General features: G+C 34.8%; 14 protein-coding genes and 1 tRNA gene. 9 read left to right on the top strand and 6 right to left on the bottom strand.

The genetic code is table 11. The annotated features are described in order from the left end of the window. Nucleotides 1-40 precede the first annotated feature (40 nt). Both QL232_RS19225 and atpD read right to left on the bottom strand, forming a co-directional pair. Nucleotides 41-286, bottom strand: a complete 246-nt coding sequence (locus QL232_RS19225) for a F0F1 ATP synthase subunit epsilon (protein WP_168883802.1) — start codon at nt 284-286, stop codon at nt 41-43. Nucleotides 287-498: 212 nt separating this feature from the next. Further along, entirely contained in the window at nt 499-2,013 is a 1,515-nt protein-coding gene (gene atpD, locus QL232_RS19220) for a F0F1 ATP synthase subunit beta (protein WP_168883803.1), read from the bottom strand. A 448-nt stretch (nt 2,014-2,461) separates the two neighbouring features. On the opposite strand from atpD, the gene QL232_RS19215 reads away from it, so the two are divergent. From QL232_RS19215 to QL232_RS19195, 5 genes are all read left to right on the top strand, one after another. Then, the gene (locus QL232_RS19215; RefSeq protein ID WP_281615407.1) at nt 2,462-3,142 is read left to right on the top strand and encodes a hypothetical protein; all 681 of its coding nucleotides are present in this window, start codon (nt 2,462-2,464) and stop codon (nt 3,140-3,142) included. A gap of 241 nt (nt 3,143-3,383) precedes the next feature. Beyond that, nucleotides 3,384-3,992, top strand: coding sequence for a carboxypeptidase-like regulatory domain-containing protein (locus QL232_RS19210; protein WP_281615406.1), 609 nt, complete (start codon nt 3,384-3,386; stop codon nt 3,990-3,992). Between the two features lie 406 nt (nt 3,993-4,398). Beyond that, nucleotides 4,399-5,424 (top strand): rod shape-determining protein, encoded by a 1,026-nt coding sequence (locus tag QL232_RS19205; RefSeq protein ID WP_168883805.1) that lies wholly within the window; start codon nt 4,399-4,401, stop codon nt 5,422-5,424. A gap of 222 nt (nt 5,425-5,646) precedes the next feature. Further along, on the top strand, nt 5,647-6,507 hold the full coding sequence (mreC, locus tag QL232_RS19200) for a rod shape-determining protein MreC (protein ID WP_281615405.1): 861 nt from the start codon (nt 5,647-5,649) through the stop codon (nt 6,505-6,507). 7 nt (nt 6,508-6,514) lie between these two features. Beyond that, nucleotides 6,515-7,045 carry a Rod shape-determining protein MreD gene (locus QL232_RS19195; RefSeq protein WP_281615404.1) on the top strand — a complete coding sequence of 177 codons (531 nt, stop codon included), beginning with the start codon at nt 6,515-6,517 and terminating at the stop codon, nt 7,043-7,045. A gap of 63 nt (nt 7,046-7,108) precedes the next feature. Here QL232_RS19195 and mnmA read toward each other — a convergent pair whose 3' ends face one another. Continuing rightward, nucleotides 7,109-8,314 (bottom strand): tRNA 2-thiouridine(34) synthase MnmA, encoded by a 1,206-nt coding sequence (gene mnmA / locus QL232_RS19190; protein ID WP_281615403.1) that lies wholly within the window; start codon nt 8,312-8,314, stop codon nt 7,109-7,111. Nucleotides 8,315-8,601: 287 nt separating this feature from the next. Here mnmA and QL232_RS19185 point away from each other — a divergent pair. Both QL232_RS19185 and QL232_RS19180 read left to right on the top strand, forming a co-directional pair. Further along, a tRNA-Leu gene (locus tag QL232_RS19185) sits at nt 8,602-8,686 on the top strand. Nucleotides 8,687-8,904: 218 nt separating this feature from the next. Then, complete coding sequence (locus tag QL232_RS19180) at nt 8,905-11,292, top strand: GAF domain-containing protein (protein WP_168883809.1); 2,388 nt, start codon at nt 8,905-8,907, stop codon at nt 11,290-11,292. Nucleotides 11,293-11,367: 75 nt separating this feature from the next. Here QL232_RS19180 and QL232_RS19175 read toward each other — a convergent pair whose 3' ends face one another. After that, on the bottom strand, nt 11,368-13,410 hold the full coding sequence (locus QL232_RS19175) for a BatA domain-containing protein (protein WP_281615402.1): 2,043 nt from the start codon (nt 13,408-13,410) through the stop codon (nt 11,368-11,370). 233 nt (nt 13,411-13,643) lie between these two features. Here QL232_RS19175 and QL232_RS19170 point away from each other — a divergent pair, with 233 nt between their 5' ends. Together QL232_RS19170 and QL232_RS19165 are read left to right on the top strand one after the other, a co-directional pair. After that, nucleotides 13,644-14,246, top strand: a complete 603-nt coding sequence (locus QL232_RS19170; protein ID WP_168883811.1) for an OmpH family outer membrane protein — start codon at nt 13,644-13,646, stop codon at nt 14,244-14,246. Nucleotides 14,247-14,370: 124 nt separating this feature from the next. Then, complete coding sequence (locus QL232_RS19165) at nt 14,371-14,907, top strand: hypothetical protein (RefSeq protein WP_281615401.1); 537 nt, start codon at nt 14,371-14,373, stop codon at nt 14,905-14,907. Nucleotides 14,908-15,112: 205 nt separating this feature from the next. Here the strand turns inward: QL232_RS19165 and uvrA are convergent, their stop codons facing one another. Both uvrA and QL232_RS19155 read right to left on the bottom strand, forming a co-directional pair. Then, nucleotides 15,113-17,968 carry an excinuclease ABC subunit UvrA gene (gene uvrA, locus QL232_RS19160; protein ID WP_281615400.1) on the bottom strand — a complete coding sequence of 952 codons (2,856 nt, stop codon included), beginning with the start codon at nt 17,966-17,968 and terminating at the stop codon, nt 15,113-15,115. 121 nt (nt 17,969-18,089) lie between these two features. Then, nucleotides 18,090-18,545: an N-acetyltransferase gene (locus tag QL232_RS19155; protein WP_281615399.1), complete on the bottom strand. Its 456-nt coding sequence runs from the start codon at nt 18,543-18,545 to the stop codon at nt 18,090-18,092. Nucleotides 18,546-18,600: the final 55 nt, after the last annotated feature.

Below are 18,600 nucleotides of genomic sequence, written 5' to 3'. Positions count from 1 at the left end.
ATAACTATTTTTTGACTTTTCAAAGTAAGAATGTTTGGATCTACCCAACAACTGCCTCAGCTAAAATAACCAATTTGTTGTCAAGCATTTCAACAGTACCACCATCGATAGTGAAAGAAGTTACTTCATTACCTTTAGCGATACGTACATCACCTTTAGCAAGGCTTGAGATGATGTTGGCGTGACGATCAAGCATTTCAAATTCACCGTTGATACCAGGAACTTTTACGCCTGTTGCCTCACCTTCAAAATATTTTTTATCTGGAGTAAGTAATTCAACAAACATGACTTAATTAATTTGTGATATGTAACAGTTAATTATAGATTTCAATAACCGGTATTACATATCCATTTGAATTATTTGTATTTGGAGAAGTAGTATTGTCGGCAAATTATTTTTGCGTCTGACTCCTTACTCCTTATGTAAAAAAGAAGCGAGAACCCGAGCGTTGCCCAAGACTCTCGCCTTCTTTTAATATTGTTATCTTGAAGTAACTACTAAGCGTTTTTAGCAGCTTCAGCAAGCATTTTTTCACCTCTTTCTGCTGCTTCCTCAACAGTACCTACGAACATGAAGGCTGCTTCAGGAAGGTGATCCCACTTACCATCTAAGATTTCGTTAAAACCTCTGATAGTATCTTTAATGTCTACAATAAGACCTGGGATACCAGAGAATTGCTCTGCTACGTGGAAAGGTTGAGATAAGTAACGTTGTACACGACGTGCACGAGCTACTACCTGCTTATCCTCTTCAGAAAGTTCATCCATACCAAGGATCGCGATAATATCTTGGAGTTCCTTGTAACGTTGGATTGTTTCTTTCACACGTTGAGCTGTGTTGTAGTGCTCATCTCCTAAGATATCTGGACTTAGGATACGTGAAGATGACTCTAATGGATCTACACCAGGGAAGATACCTAATGAAGTAATCTTACGAGAAAGTACTGTTTGTGCATCCAAGTGGGCGAATGTTGTCGCTGGAGCAGGGTCAGTAAGGTCATCGGCAGGTACATATACTGCTTGTACCGATGTAATTGATCCTCTCTTAGTCGATGTAATACGCTCTTGCATTGCACCCATTTCTGTAGCAAGCGTTGGTTGGTAACCTACGGCTGAAGGCATACGACCTAATAGGGCTGATACCTCTGAACCTGCTTGAGTGAAACGGAAGATGTTGTCAACGAAGAATAAGATATCACGTCCTTCACCTTGTCCTTCACCATCACGGAAGTACTCAGCAATTGTAAGACCTGATAAAGCTACACGAGCACGAGCACCTGGAGGTTCGTTCATCTGACCGAATACCAATGTAGCTTGTGAAGTAGCTAACTCATCTTTGTTTACTTTTGAAAGATCCCAACCACCTTTCTCCATGTCCTCTTCGAATTCCTTACCGTATTTGATTACGCCAGATTCGATCATTTCACGAAGAAGGTCGTTACCCTCACGAGTACGCTCACCAACTCCTGCGAATACTGAGATACCTGAGTATACTTTCGCAATGTTGTTGATCAGCTCCATGATCAATACAGTTTTACCTACACCGGCACCACCGAAAAGACCAATTTTACCACCTTTAGTATAAGGCTCTAAAAGGTCAATTACTTTAATACCTGTGTAAAGAACTTCTGTTGAAGTTGCTAATTGATCAAAAGGAGGTGCTGAACGGTGAATAGGTAATGAAGTTTTGCCAGATGGCTGCTCCATACCGTCGATCGCTTCTCCAACTACGTTGAAAAGACGACCTCTCACTTCTTCACCTGTAGGCATTGCAATTGCAGCCCCTGTGTCGAGTACATCAGCGCCACGCTGAAGACCCTCTGTACCGTCCATCGCTACTGTACGAACGCGCTCTTCGCCAAGGTGTTGTTGAACTTCCAATACGATCTCTTGACCGTTGGATTTCTTCACCTTCAAAGCATTATAAATCGCTGGTAGCGTAGATCCTTCTGCTTCGAAGCTGACGTCAACTACTGGTCCAATGACTGAGGTAACCTTACCGATATTTGACATCTTGGAATTATATTATTATATCAATGAATTCAGACATAGCTGCTCCGAAGTTATAGAACTCCAAAGACTATTTTCAATGCAAAACTAAAATTCTAATATTTGTTTCCAAAGATAATTGACAAATTAAGCGTTGAATTTGTGTTTTAATTACAATTTTTACCTTATATCGGTTGAAATCCTGTGTTTTTTTATGAAAAATTATTCAGTAAATAAGGATTATAGTCATTAACTAAGGTTAATTTTTATTTTTTTAATTTAGAATCATGGGTAAGTTTTATTACTTTAAGAGAAATTTTTATTGAGGATGTGACAATAAGAGTTTTTTCATACATGCTTTTAGGCATGGTTTTTTATAGAACTTATACAACTAACCTCGTCAACACGTTAAAGGATAAAAGAATATTTGTCTTCTTAATAATAGTTTGACTTTCAACCTACTGTGTAAAGAATGAAATACAAATTAATCACGATATGCCTTTTCCTATGCTATGCATCCTTTGTGTCAGCAGGAAACGACCCTATGAAAAAGCCTAAGGTGTGGAAAATGCTCCAAGAATCACCAAACGATAATGCATTATGGGCGGCATATTTAGGCAAGTCCTGGATCTGTATGACAATCCACGAAAAAGAGAATATCGAAAAGTGGAGAGGAACGCTTAAAACAGGAACATCGAATTCAACCCCTTCAACAGGAGTGCATGTAGCATTAACTCCAGAACTTCAAAAAGAAATTGATGAGCAAGTATTCTCAGAAACAGATGAATTCTGGGAAGGAGAGGCTCTGCAATCAGACGTTACTCAACAAGAAACGGTTAAAGAGCAAGAAGCTTTAAAGGCACACTTTGTTGAAATGGAACAAAGAATGGTCATGGTACCCCCAGCAATTACTCGACTTTCAAGAAATTTAAGAGAGAACTTTGTTTTAATTGAAGATGAGTTCGCCATTGAATATGAAGCTTTAGGTTTATCCTATGAAAGCTATTGGGATATTTATCCAAATGGAAAATACTCTCCAGAAAAGTGGGTGTACGAACACAATATGGAATTAAAAAAGTTGAAGAAAGTAGAATTTGAAAAAATCAAACATTCTATGTTAGCTTCAGTCGCTTCAACCAACGAGAGTAATTAATTCTTTTATATTAATAAAAAATTAAAATTATATAAGAAAAGCCTCAATACAACCTTTTTGATATTGAGGCTTTCATTATATTTGGAGTAAATCACTTAAACGCTGAATAATTCGACTATCATTTTCATGATTTTACTTTATGATTGATTAAGAATTATGTACCAAAAATTTTTATTAACACAGAATGACTGAACTTTATAAGACAAAGAGATATTTGAAGTGCTTGCTTTTCATCGTATTCATGATCTCATTCATGGTTTCTACAGAATCAAAAGCACAGGGAGAGCAAAACTCGATTCAATTTTCGGGTATTGTTGTAGAGGGAGATAGTTCTTTCGGTGTGCCAGGTGCCCACGTTTACATTAAACAAGCTGGTAAAGGTACAGTGACAAATCATGCTGGTTTCTTTACAATGCCTACACAGGTGGGTGATACAATTGTAGTTTCTGCTTTGGGTTTTGCAAAACAAGAAGTTGTAATTCCTCAAAGAGATGATTTAGGTTTTACGGTATTAATTGAGATGAGAGAGGAAGTAACAGAACTTCCATTACTTGAGGTCTTCCCATATCCTACAAAGGAAATTTTCGAAGAGGCATTCTTAGCTCTAGGTGAGCAAAAAGATCAAAGAATCGAGAATATGGAGAAAAACTTAAGCCAAGATAAGTTAACTATGATGTCTAATGCACTTCCTATGGGAGCGACAGGCAACTATAAATATTATATGAATTATAGGGCAGATCAAATTGCTACACAATATTTTATGGAGACAGCTAATCCATTACTAAATCCATTTGCATGGGGTGATTTGATCAAGTCAATTAAAAGAGGAGACTTTAAGAAGAAAGAGTAATTTTTTCTATAAGCAAACTAATTTCTCTTGACTCAATCTATTAATGGAATAAGGAACATAATTTGCGGTAGAATAAATAGGTTTATTCTACCAACTAGCAAAATATTGATATAAAGCATCAAAGAAATAATAGTTGCAATATATTAATATAGAAAAGGTAGTCGTTCTAGTAATTGAATTAGTATATTTCTTATGAAATAGAATTCAGTAACTGTATTAATTAAGAGTGACTCCACATATTCTTTTACGACTTGATGTCAAGTGTGCGTTTCAATAAAATAAATGAATAGAGTAAATTATTTTTATTCCTTTTTTTAGAAAGTTGAAAAGCAATTAATAACTCTTGAAATATTTTGACTGCAGTTTGAACCAATAATTTTTCGAATGAAAAAAGAGTAAAGTATTAATGGGCTTCTTTGATTTTTTTACTACCGACCTAGCTATAGACCTGGGTACTGCTAATACACTAATCCTTACAAAAGGAAAGATTGCCGTTGAAGAACCATCGATTATCGCTTTGGATCGTCAAACAGGAAAAGTCATTGCTTTAGGTGCTAAAGCGATGCAAATGCATGAGAAAACACATGAAAATATTAAAACTATTCGTCCATTAAAAGATGGGGTAATAGCAGATTTCCATGCAGCCGAACAGATGATCAGAGGACTGATAAAGATGTCTGATAACAAGCGTAGGTTTTTCATGCCATCACACCGAATGGTAATTTGTATTCCTTCTGGTATTACAGAAGTGGAGAAAAGAGCTGTTCGAGATTCAGCAGAGCATGCTGGAGCAAAAGAAGTGTATATGGTTCCAGAACCCATAGCAGCAGCGATTGGAATCGGTATAAATATCGAAGAACCTATGGGTAGCATGGTAGTAGATATCGGAGGTGGTACAACTGAGATTGCAGTAATCGCGATGTCAGGTATTGTCTGTGATCAATCTGTAAGAACTGCAGGTGATGTATTCAATAGAGATATTCTAGACTATATGCGTCGTCAACATAATCTATTGATTGGCGAACGATCTGCAGAAAAAATCAAGTTCGAAGTTGGAGCAGCTTTAGCAGAGCTGGATGATGCTCCAGAAGATTACGAAATTAGAGGTAGAGACTTATTAACAGGTATACCTAAAGTAATTAATGTTTCTTATGCCGAAGTAGCTTTTGCTTTGGATAAATCAATTTCAAAAATTGAAGAAGCAATTTTAAGAGCATTGGAAACAGCTCCTCCAGAGTTATCTGCAGATATTTATGACCGAGGTATTCATCTTACAGGAGGTGGTGCTCTTTTAAGAGGTTTAGATAAAAGGATTTCACTGAAGACAAAGTTACCTGTTCATGTGCCGGATGATCCATTAAGAGCAGTAGTACTAGGTACTGGACATGTGCTGAAAGATTTAAATAGATATAAAGCTATTTTGATTACATAAATAGAAAAAACGCTTCTCGAAGTATCAGAGAGGCGTTTTTTCATTTAAGATGAAACAGAAAAGAATATTTTTTTGGATTGTGCACTACTTCTTAGTTTATCCACTTACTTCTTATCTTTAAATCATTAAATTTGTCAGTCGCTTCTACTAATTATAGTGGTATACGATTTAACTCAAGTTTAAAATCCATTTTCTTGATCAATTGATCTTTAAAGTAACTCTATGAGTCAACTATTTGCTTTAATATTTAGGTATCGAGTTTTCCTAGTATTCTTACTGTTGGAAATAATCGCTACAGCTCTAATAGTCAACAATAATAGCTATCAGAGGTCGGTAGTTTTATCGTCGTCTAATACTGTTGTTGGAGGTATTTATAATGCATCATCGAATATAGAACAGTACTTTTATTTGACAGATGTAAACGAAGACTTATTACATGAAAATGCAGAACTTCGTAAGCAATTAGAATTGATTCAAGTTCAAGGTGTAGATTCAGCCACTATAATGAATAGAGACAAGGAAGATATTACTAATTTGTTTTATGGAATGTCTGATACTGTAGCGTATGAATTTATTCCTGCTCGAGTGATCAACAACTCAATTTATAGATCAGGAAACTACATTACTTTAAATAAAGGTAGAGAAGACGGAATTGAAGAAGGAATGGGAATAATGACTCAAGATGGTATTGTAGGTCAAGTAAAAGCCGTGTCAGATCATTTTGCAACTTGTTATTCATTACTTCATAGAGATATGGCAGTTTCTTCTGAATTAAAGAAAAATGGAGCTTTGTGTACTGTTAAATGGGATACTCAAGATCCTACATCAGCCACGGCAAATTATTTACCTCTTCATTTAGATATCAATGTCGGAGATACAATAACAACATCAGGATTTAATACTGTTTATCCTGAAGGGGTGATGATTGGTATAGTTTCAGAGGCACAAAAAACGCCTTCAGAACGATTTTGGTTGGTCACTATTGATGTTTCTGTAGATTTCTCTAAGATTCATCATGTATATGTGACAAAATCTCTATTCAGAACAGAAAAAGATTCATTAGAAACGATAGCGGAAGAATAATCGGATTATGGGAAGAGAAATATGGTTTAAACAGATAGGTATCTTTTTTATCTATTTGATGGCACAGGTGTTATTTTTTAGGAACCTAACTTTTTTTGATGGAAGCGTAATGATGTTTCCATATGTTACCTTTTTAATTCTTCTGCCTTTTGGTGCAAATAATATCACATTATTAACGATTGCTTTTGTGATGGGTTTTATTGTTGATATCTTTTATGATTCGATAGGAATTCATACTTCTGCATGTGTTTTTCTGGGGTTTGTAAGATATCAGATAATGAAACTCACAGCTCCTTCTGGCGGTTACGAATTGTCGGAGACTCCACTGATAGGTCAAATGGGGTTTGGAACATTTGTAGTGTTTATTGCTCCACAGGTATTGGCTCATCACCTATTATTGTTTTGTATTGAAGCAGGAGCATGGGCATTTATTCCCAAAGCTCTGTTAAGAGGTGTTTTGAGTGGTATGGCTACTATTCTAGTCATCTTAGCAATTCAGTATTTATTTTATAGTGGATTTTCAAGAAGAAGGATATAAAAAAGAGGTCTTTAGCATTAATGAAATATGCTAAAGACCTCTTGTCTTTTACAGGAAATACTACTAACTATTGATTACACCCGAACCAATTAGCTCGTCATCTGTATACCAAGTGATAAACTGTCCAGCAGAAATACCTGATTGTTTATTTTCAAATACACAGTATAAACCATCTTCCTTCATATAAAGAGTGACCTTTTCTAAAGGTTGACGATATCTTATTCTAGCCATGTATTCTCTTTGTTCACCAATCTCCATTTTAAGGTCTTCACGAACCCAATGGATTTCGTTTGGACTGACTTTTAACCCTTGACGGTTTAATCCAGGATGTTGATCACCTTGTCCAGTATAGATAGTATTTGTTTCAGTATCTGTTGCAATCACAAACAATGGTAGTGGAGTACCACCTACACCTAAACCTTTACGTTGACCAATTGTATAATAATGTGCTCCTTGATGCTCTCCTACTTTCTTCCCATATGTTGGTTTATAAGAATAAGGGGCTGTTAGTAACTGTAATTTCTCAAGTTCAGTAGATGCATTTTCAATCGCATTTTCTCGATCTTGATAAATCGAATGATCTACAGAAACCTCTACAATATTTCCTTTTTTAGGAAGTAATTGCTGTTTTAAGAAATCCGGTAGTTTTACTTTACCAATAAAGCAAAGCCCTTGGGAGTCTTTTTTGTTTGCAGTGATTAAATCTTGTTCTGCAGCAATTTCTCTTACTTGAGGCTTTGTTAGTTCACCAATAGGGAATAAAGCTTTTGACAGTTGTTCTTGACTTAACTGAGAAAGGAAATAACTTTGGTCTTTATTTCCATCGACTCCAGCAAGAAGACGGTAAACTTCTTTACCATTTTCATCAATGAAAGAATCTTTTCTACAGTAATGCCCCATAGCTACGTAATCAGCTCCTAAGCTCATAGCTATATCCATAAACACATCAAATTTTACTTCTCTATTACAAAGTACATCTGGATTGGGTGTACGACCTGCTTCATATTCAGAAAACATATAGTCTACAATACGCTCCTTGTATTGTTCACTAAGGTCTACACTTTGGAAAGGGATGTTTAGTTTGTTTGCTACCAGTAGTGCATCGTTACTATCGTCTATCCATGGACATTCGCCTTGAATCGTAACACTACCATCATGCCAGTTGATCATAAATAAACCAATGACATCGTAGCCTTGCTCTTTTAAAAGATGTGCAGCTACGCTTGAGTCTACTCCACCAGAGAGACCCACTACTACTCTTTTTGCCATAACTTTTTCTGCTTACAGGGAGTTAAGGTCCCTTTTCACAATAACAAATAAATTTTTTTCAGATTTTTCTGAATTTTTTTTCAAAGATACGTAGAACTTTTTGATGTTGTGCACATATTTTATAATCAATGACTTAACACTTCTGAATTACAGTTTGTTGGATTTTTAATAGTGTGAAGAATGATTTCATTTACTTTTGTTTGATAAGTTTTTTAGAAATATACTTGCGTGGTATCAAAAAATCCTACATCTTTGCATCGCTTTAAAACAATAAGGCACATCAAAAAGCGGGTGTGGTGAAATTGGTAGACACGCTAGACTTAGGATCTAGTGCTTCACGGCGTGGGGGTTCGAGTCCCTCCACCCGCACCAAGAAAGGTTGATAGAAATATCAACCTTTTTTTTATGCTCTTTTTTTAATATACAGGCTTGTTACATCGCAAACTTCCCACTTTGATCAATTATCCTTCCTTGTCATTAAAATACTTTACGATTTTCTACGTTCTTTTTTAGAACATGGTACTTGAATTGCACTAGATATTCATTAGTCACAATAGTGTATAATTTAAGCTTTCTTGCCTCAGATTATAATGACAGAAAAGACTTCAAATAATATAGAAAACTCAGGCCTTAGGATAAAAGATTTAAGTATACGTATTAAAGTATTGCTAAATCTCTTATTGATCGCTGCTTTATCAAGTATTGCAGTAGGTATGTTGGGTTATTATTCAGCAAAGAAATCCTTAGAAGAGGCTGTTTTTGCACAATTGACATCTGTAAGAGAAGTAAAGAGGAGAACTCTTGAAAATTATATAGAGAATGCAAAAGAACATATTAGTGTATTGGCACAAAGTAGAATGGTTTCTGATGCCGTTTTAGAGTTTTCTTCTGCATATCAAATCATGGATTACTATTACTCTCCTGGTAAGATTGTAAAAATGAGGAGAGAGTTAAAGGAGTTTTATAGAACTACTGTTGATAGAAAGCTAAGTGATCATGAATCTTTCTCAAGACAGTTGATCACTTCTGTTGATGAGAATTCGGATAAGATGGTTATTCTTCAGAACCTTTATCTGTCCAACAATAAAAATCCAATTGGTAAAAAGGATCTATTAAATAGAGCTAATGATAAAACAGCATATTCTGACATTCATGAAAGATACCACGCTTCTTTTAGAAGGTATCTTTTAGCAGATGGATTTTCAGATCTAATTTTAGTGAATGCACAATCAGGTGATGTGATCTATTCTGTGGCAAAAAATACAGATTTCGGTACAAACCTAATGGATGGTGTATTTAGACAGTCTGCTTTAGGGCAAGCCTTTACTCTTGCTAGGAACTCAATAAGACAAAATATGGTGATCTTATCTGATTTTGTCTCTTATGAAGGTTCATATGGTGGTTTGCAATTATTCTTTGCAGCACCAGTATATGATAATGTGGATAATAGTTTAGAAAAAGTAGCCGTTCTAATTGGTACTATGCCATTGTCAGAGATTAATAAAATTATGACTGATGACGGCGATTGGGTAGAAGAAGGTTTAGGTAGTACTGGTGAAACCTATTTAGTTGGTAAGGACCAGTTAATGAGAAGTGATGCTCGTTTATTTGTTGAAGAGTCAGATAAATTCAATCAAGAACTTTTAGACTTAAATATTCCTTCTGATGAAATCAATCAGATTAAATCGTTAAGAACTACTGTACTTTCAAAAACTGTAAATACAGCACCTGTGATGGACGCCTTAAAAGGACACTCAGGTAACTTAATGGGGAAAAACTATCTAGGAAAAGAGGCTTTAAGTTCTTATTCTACATTAAAAATTAGAGAGCTTCCTTGGATTATTATTGCAGAGATTCAAGAAGGAGAAGCATTCGAGTCGATTGAAAGACTAAAACTTAATGTTGCTTTGGCAACGATTGTGATATTTATTATTGGCTTTATTGTCTCTAATGCTTATTCAGCAAGTTTCACAAGACCTATTTTTAAATTACAGGAAGCGATTTCTAAGCTAGCAAAAGGTGATGTTTCTTCATCTATCCCTGTTACGTCAGGTGATGAAATTGGAGCTACTATTTTCCATATGAACAACCTTATTGATCGTACCAAACAAACTTCTGACTTTGCCAAAAATGTCGGTAAGGGCAACTTTGAAGTTGATTTTGATACCTATGGTAATCGAGATGTTCTCGGTAACTCATTAATTAAGATGAGAGACCGTTTAAAAGAGGTCTCAATCGAAGATCATAGAAGACAGTGGGTAACAGAAGGTATTTCGAAATTTGCAGAAATTACGCGTAAATATTTAGACAATGTCGATGACCTTTACGAAGTAGTACTACGAGAATTGGTAGATTATTTAAGTGCCAACCAGGGAATGATGTTCTTGGTTGAAGAGGATAATCTTTCAAACCAGGTTCTTGAGCTTAAGGCTTGCTATGCATACGATAGAAAGAAATTTATGGATAAGAAAGTCAATTATGGTGAAGGCTTAGCGGGAAGATGTTGGCAAGAAAACGAATCATTATATATAGATGATATACCTCCAGGGTACTCTAAAGTAGTTACAGGCTTAGGGTTAGCTTCTCCAAAAAGTTTACTATTGGTTCCACTGAAGTTTAATGAAAAGGCTTTAGGAGTTATTGAACTGGCATCATTCAATACTTTTGAACCTTATATGATTGAGTTTGTAGAAAGAGTATCAGAAAGTATAGCTTCTGCTATTACTTCAGCAAAACATAATACAAGAACTTCGAAGCTGTTATCTGACGCACAGAAGTTAACTCAAGAATTAAGGGTTAGAGAGGAGGAGATGCTTCAAAATACTGAAGAATTACAAGCTACTCAAGAAGAGATGGAACGTAGACAAATGGAGTTGGAGGAAGTTAGAAAAGCACTTCAGAAAGAGATTGCTATGAAAGATGAACAGATCTTATACTATAAATCTCAAGTGGAAAGAAATGAAGATATAGAGAGCTAATTTTCTTATTATACATAAACAAAAAGAGCATAGAATCATGATTCTATGCTCTTTTTGTTTTGTTGATGGTCTATTTTAAGTTTTCCAGAATCTTAGTAGTGCCATTTCAATCATCAAAAATAATAAAGCAGCAAGAAGGAAGTATCTCCATAATGGTTGTGCAATATTATCTTCAGTAAAAATCTGCTTAAAGCTATCCGCTTTTATATTATTGTAAATTTTGATATTCTTGAATTGTCCTAATTTATCTTTCAATTCTGAATCAGAATAAGAAGCTAATTGAGATTCTTGTGATGAATAATTGAAAGCGATATATCCAACAAATGAACTGTTATCTGCTGAGACTACCTCGTAGCACCCAGCTTCCATATCATCATTCGGAAGTTTTAAAGTAAGTACATCGGCATTTACCTTTTGAGTAGGTATTATTTCTAAGTCTCCCTTCTTTAACTTGTAAATACTCCCTTTCTGAAGGTTATCAAATCGGATACGTAAGCTCTTCTCTCCAAAATTATAAGATAACTGATCAGACTGAGTCTTACTGAGGATAGCCATTCTATACATTACCGGTACGAATAGTGCATGACGGCCAAAGTTACTATATGTTGGATCTAGAGGTGTCGAAGCAAAATAATTGCTTTGTAGGGCACTTTCCTGAATTGAAAGAAAACTTTGACTGTTTTTATAGGATAATAGTGTTCTCACTCCTCTTCCTTTCCATTGAAATATAGGGACGCCTTCAGGCATGCTCATATTTCGTACTCTTTTTTCGAATACATTTGAAAAGAATGGGTCTTTTTCCGGAGGTGTAACTGTGCCTATAAACTGGGGCCCTTCTTTTAATTTACTTTTATTGATTAGCGTACCAAATGCTTTAGTATAGCTATCTATGTCCATATTTAAAGATGGGAAGACGGCTATGTTAGTACCATTTCGTATTGCATTCATAATTACTTCTTGTAATGACTCATGAATCACTTGGACATCATCTAACACTAATAAATCTGCTCCATTTGTAGCTGAATAGTCAATGGAGTTTGATTTAAATGTAGTCGCATTTAAAAACGATTCGCTTTTAAATACGGTAGAAAGATAATTTCTAGGATTGTCCGAGATGATTGCAATATTGATATTCGGTGATACATTAAGTACAAAATGATGTTCATTGTCAAAATCGACAGGGTAATCGGAAATATTTACCCTACACCTTTTTGTTCCAGCATCACTAATAGCAAAGGCCATTTCAACAATCTGAGTATCGCCTCTTTTTAAATTGATGGTAGTATTAGAAGACTGAACATCCTCTACAAATAGAGTTACTTCTCGGTCTTTTACATCTTCGAGTCCTAAATTAGATATTTGTACAAAGAGTTTATTGTTCTCTTTCTCTTTAATAAAAGGTTTGTCTAACCATACAGAATCAATTCTTAAATTCTCTACTTTATCAGCCATCAATGGTATAAGATGGTAAGTTGTAGAAGAATCAAAGTTGATGTTTTCTAAAGTTCCTACTGTAGATTTTTGAAAATCTGAGATCCAAAATACTTGTTTCCCAACAATCATTTTTTCTCTGATAAAGGCATCCTGCTCTATTTGGTCTACATCACTTAGACTTCTGGTGAAGTTGGAATAAGATAATCCTATGATTTCTTCTTCAGATCGTTCTTGGTTCATAAAGTACCTAGAACTACCAGTAAACCGATTATCAAGTACTTGGTATGAATAGCCGACAGGAAAAACTGTAGGTATTTTCCGTCCGATATCTTTTGCAGCATCAAATAGAGTTTTTCCGTTTCTCTCACTTTGCATACTGTAAGAATTGTCGATGTAGATACTGGCTTTACCGGAATCATTTTTTAATAAAGTATTACCATTTTCTTTAGGTAGGTATGGACGGGCAAATGCGATGATAGCTAAAAGTATAAATAACATACGAGCTAACATCACTAAGATCTTTTTTAAACGATCTTGTGCATTGGACATTTCCTTTACAGTATGTAGAAAGGCTACATTTGTAAACTTAATCTCAGAGGACCTTTGGAAATTAAAAAGATGTATTATCAGAGGCACTGCAATAAGTGGTAGTGCATATAAAAACACTGGGTTGACGAAGTTCATAGAGTAATCTAGAGGTTGCTACGTTTTTACCTATCTAAGTTCAACAATTTTATTAAAAAGATACTAGTAAGATACAATGAAAGAATAGGACTTTTTACACTTTCGATGATTTAATTATATTTGCAGCGGTGAAATTTCATGTTTGAAGATATTTGAGAACTTTTTGATGGATATATCTTCAATTGTCGAGTTCATCAAAAATGGATTCATATAAATAAACGGTAATAAATAAAGTGAAAAAATTATTATTAGCTGTTGGTTTAATTGCGACTATGTTTGCTTGCCAACAACCACAACAACAAGCAGCTCCAGCTTCTGGTTCAACAACTAAAATCGCTTACATCAACAACGATACTTTATCAGTTTACTATAAGTTCGGTGAGGATAGCTACAAAGAATTCCAGGCTAAAGTTGAAAAGTCTCAAAAGCAATTGCAATCAAGAGCAATGAAATTGCAAAAAGAAGCTGAAAGCTTCGAAAAAAGAGCTAGAGCTGGTTTAATGTCACAAAATGACATTCGTAAGAAGCAAGAATCTTTAGCGATCAAGCAACAAGAGATTCAAATTGCTCAACAATCACAAGCACAAGGTTTAGCGGCTGAGGAGCAAGCTATTCAAGCAGAGGTTAGAAAAAGAGTAAAAGAATTTTTAGATCAATATTCTGCAGATAAAAACTATAGTATTGTTCTTGGTTATAGCGATGGTGTTACGTCAACAGTAATTTGGTCAACTCCAAATGTTGAAGACATCACTCAAGATGTAATCGACGGTTTGAACAAAATCTACGAGGAGGAGTTAACTTCTCAATCATCTGAAGAAAAAGGATCTTCGAAGTAATTTTACTTCATTAAGATATTAGAAGTCCACAATACGATTGATGTGTTGTGGATTTTTTTTTGTTTCACGAACTTTGGGCCATCAATAAGAGGGTAATCAATTACTTTCTTTAAAAATTATACTTATGAGTGATAAAAAAGCGACTTTCTTTGAAGGGTTTAAGGACCCTTTTGATATGATCAACAAACTTCGAATTGTATTTTACGGTATGGCAAGTATTTCTGTGCCTTTTGCATTGGTTTGGTATCTACAAAATAAAGAAGCAGGAAATATTGACCCTTTTTTACCAGCTTTTGGTAATACTGTAATAGGCGGGGTAACTGCAGTTATATTATTAGTAGCAATAGCTGTTTATTCAAAATATAACAAGCAACTAAAAGAAATTAGAAAAGAGCCTTCATTACCTTATCGTTTGAGTCTACTGTTAAGAGCTCAGTTTTATAAATTTATTCCATTAGCCATTTCACCAATTGTAGTAGCAATATTATATAGAATGACATTGGAGCCGCTTTTATTTGGTGTTTATATTCTATCTATGGTTTTATTTGCAATGAGTAATCCGTCAGTGCATAACGTTATATCTGACTTAAGATTGAATAAAAATGATAAAGAAGTGATGTTAAATAACATTCCTTTTGATCAAACAGATATGAAGTTATAGGGTGAAATTATAACAAAGTAAAAAAGGTCTGTCAATTATTAATATTGACAGACCCTTTTCTTTTAGTAGGAATGATAATTGAATTGGTTGGTATTTCAAAAGTAGAGCAAATATTTTAATAATGCAAATAAATGCTAGCAAAATCCAATAAATCAATAGTATATTTGCCAATTCAGTAAAAAAAACGAATAATCATTCATTTATCTTATGAATTTTTCATTTCATCTTTAAGAAATTTGGCAGTATAACTTTTCTTACTTTTTACTACTTGTTCTGGAGTACCTTCCACTACAATCGTACCACCACTTTTACCACCTTCAGGTCCAAGATCGATGATATGATCTGCCACTTTGATAACATCTAAGTTGTGTTCAATAACAAGGACAGTATTGCCTTTATCTACTAACTTATGAAGTACATTCAATAGGTGTTGTATATCTTCAAAATGTAAACCTGTTGTTGGTTCATCAAGAATATAGAAAGTTTTGCCTGTGTCCTTTTTAGACAGTTCAGTAGCAAGTTTTACTCTTTGTGCTTCACCACCAGATAACGTAGTTGCATGTTGTCCTAAAGTGATATATCCAAGACCTACCTGCTCTAGAGCAGTGAGCTTTCTTAAAATTTTAGGGTGAGCAGCAAAGAATTCTATGCCTTGTGATACCGTCATGTTGAGAACATCAGAAATCGACTTTCCTTTGTATCTAATTTCTAGTGTTTCTCTATTGTAGCGTTTTCCTTTACAGTCTTCGCAATCTACATATACATCAGGAAGAAAATCCATCTCAATGAGTTTCTTACCACCACCTTGGCAAGTTTCACAACGACCACCTTTAACGTTAAAGGAGAACCTACCAGGCTTATAGCCTCTTATCTTAGATTCAGGCAAGTTGGTAAATAAGGCTCTGATCTCTGTAAACATATCAGTATATGTGGCAGGGTTGGACCTAGGTGTTCTACCAATTGGAGATTGATCTACTTCAATCACCTTATCGACAAATTCTAAACCGGTAATCTCTTTATATTCTTTAGGAGCCTTTTTAGATTTATATATTTTCTGATTTAAAATTGGATATAAAGTATCATGAATTAAGGTTGATTTACCAGATCCGGAAACTCCTGTTACCACTATCATCTTACCCAATGGGAAGTCTACAGAAACATTTTTAAGGTTGTTACCATTGGCCCCTTTGAGTGATATAGTATTACCATTTCCTGCTCTTCTTTCTTTTGGAACTTCAATATTAAGTTTCTCACTTAGGAAATCGGCAGTTGTTGATTTTTGTTTTAAAAACTGTTTTGGTGTACCTGCCGCAACTACATTTCCTCCGTACATTCCGGCTCTTGGTCCGATATCGAGAATATAATCAGATGCTAACATCATGTCTTTGTCGTGTTCGACAACAATGACAGAGTTCCCTAAGTCTCTTAAATCTTGAAGAGCTTTTATTAATTTTACATTGTCTCTTTGATGTAATCCAATACTAGGTTCATCAAGAATATATAAAACACCCACGAGTTGAGTGCCAATTTGTGTTGCTAACCTGATACGTTGGGCTTCCCCTCCTGATAACGTCTTTAACGAACGATTTAATGTGAGATAATCTAGTCCTACATCAATCAGGAAGCCAGTTCTTTTGCGTAATTCTTTTAGGATTTCACTACCAATCGTTTTTTGTCTTTCAGTCAGTTGATCGTCTACATTACTGATCCATTCTCCAAATGAATTAATATCCATTTCGGCTAATTCTGCAATATTTTTATCTGCAATTTTGAAATGTAGCGACTCTTTTCTTAGACGAGCACCGTTACAAGAAGGGCATTTTTTGATGATAGTAAATTCTTCAGCCCAGTTCTTTACTTTTTCTGAGCTACTTTTTGCATGTCTTTTTAAGAAGGGGATAACACCTTCAAACTGCGTAATCCATGCTTTATCGTACTTAGAATCTTTTGCACTTAGTACTTCAATTTCTTCATCTGAACCATGTAGAACGACCTCAATAGCTTCATCACTTAAATCTTTAATTGGTGTAGAAAGTGAAAAACCTCTTTGTTTGAGGTGCTGCTCAATCATCTTAAAGATATAGATATCACGATATTCACCTAGAGGTACAATACCTCCTGCAGATATACTTTTAGTATCATCTGGAATGACAGCTTCTTTTGTGATTTCTTCAATTTCACCAAGACCATTACATGTTTTACATGCTCCATAAGGAGAGTTGAAAGAAAACATGTTTGGAGCAGGTTCATCATAAGAGATACCTGATTTAGGGTCCATTAAGAACTTTGAGAAGTATTTTACTTGTTCTTTTTGAGGAGCATCAGGGAAATAGCAAAGGATGATTCCTTTACCCTCTTTCATGGCTGTTTTTACCGATTGAGCAATTCTAAATTTGTCCTTTTCATCTACCTTAACTCGGTCAATAACTACTTCTATATCATGAGTTTTATAGCGATCTACTTGCATTTTTGGTACAAGATCCTGGATCTCGCCATCAATTCTTACTTTGCTGTAGCCTTGTTTTCTAAGTTGAACAAACAGCTCTCTATAATGTCCTTTACGACCTTTGATAACAGGAGCTAAGATCACCATTTTATGGCTGTCAAAATGACTCATCAACCACTCAATGATTTGATCTTCAGTTTGCTTGATCATCTTTTCCCCTGTAACATAAGAAAATGCTTCAGCTGTTCTTGCATAGAGAAGACGTAAGAAATCGTAGATCTCAGTGGTTGTTCCTACTGTAGATCTAGGGTTTCTAGAAGTGGTTTTCTGTTCAATAGAAATAACAGGACTTAGACCTTCAATTTTATCAACATCAGGACGTTCCATATTTCCAATAAAAGAACGGGCATAGGCAGAGAAACTTTCCATGTACCTTCTTTGTCCTTCGGCATAAATGGTATCAAAGGCCAAGGATGATTTTCCACTACCAGAAACTCCTGTAATTACAACAAGGCTGTTTCTTGGAAACTTTAAATCAAAGTTTTTCAGGTTATTTTCTCTTGCACCATAAATGGCGATTTCTTCTTCTACGTAAGCTTCTGAATGCTGCTTCAAGGTGGTAGGTATGATGATGAAATTACAAATTTATTAAGCTCTTAGAATAGCTTACTTCAAAATAGTAGAAATTGTTTTGTTTGATCAACAATTCTAGGCTTTACTTTAATTTTTTTGAGAATTAGGAGAATTGTTTCTTCATTTTATACTCATCCAACCCTTCTCCAAAACCATCTTTTATTATTTCGTAGGTTTTAAAGCCATATCTATTGAATAACTTTTCCATAAGCTGGGTAGTATTGATGTTAATATCTAGCCCTTTACCTTCTGCCAGTATTTTATTTTCAATCTCTTTATAAAAAGTATCTGAAACCGAAAGTAGTTGTGCTGCTCCAATACTTTTACTTTCAAACATAACCCATGGAATACCATGATGATCTTTTTTGGTATAATAACCGCCGCACCCGATAATATTACCTTTTTCATTTTCAACTACATAGTAATTTTCATCAGTGTAATTGTCAAGAAAGTCAATTAAATACTCTTCATCGTTCGGGTCAAAGTACTTTGGACAGTTAGAATGAAAAATTTCTATAAGTCTTTCTTTATTAGATGGATGGTAGGTTTTAATCTGCATGGTTGTGATTGATTTCGATTACTAATTCTGGTTCATTATAAAATAAAAAATAGGC

It is taken from the genome of Flammeovirga sp. SubArs3 (genome assembly GCF_947387565.1).
In the GTDB taxonomy this organism is placed as follows: domain Bacteria; phylum Bacteroidota; class Bacteroidia; order Cytophagales; family Flammeovirgaceae; genus Flammeovirga; species Flammeovirga agarivorans.
Note: the sequence above shows the minus strand (reverse complement) of the source record. Positions and strands in the feature narration are given on the sequence as shown.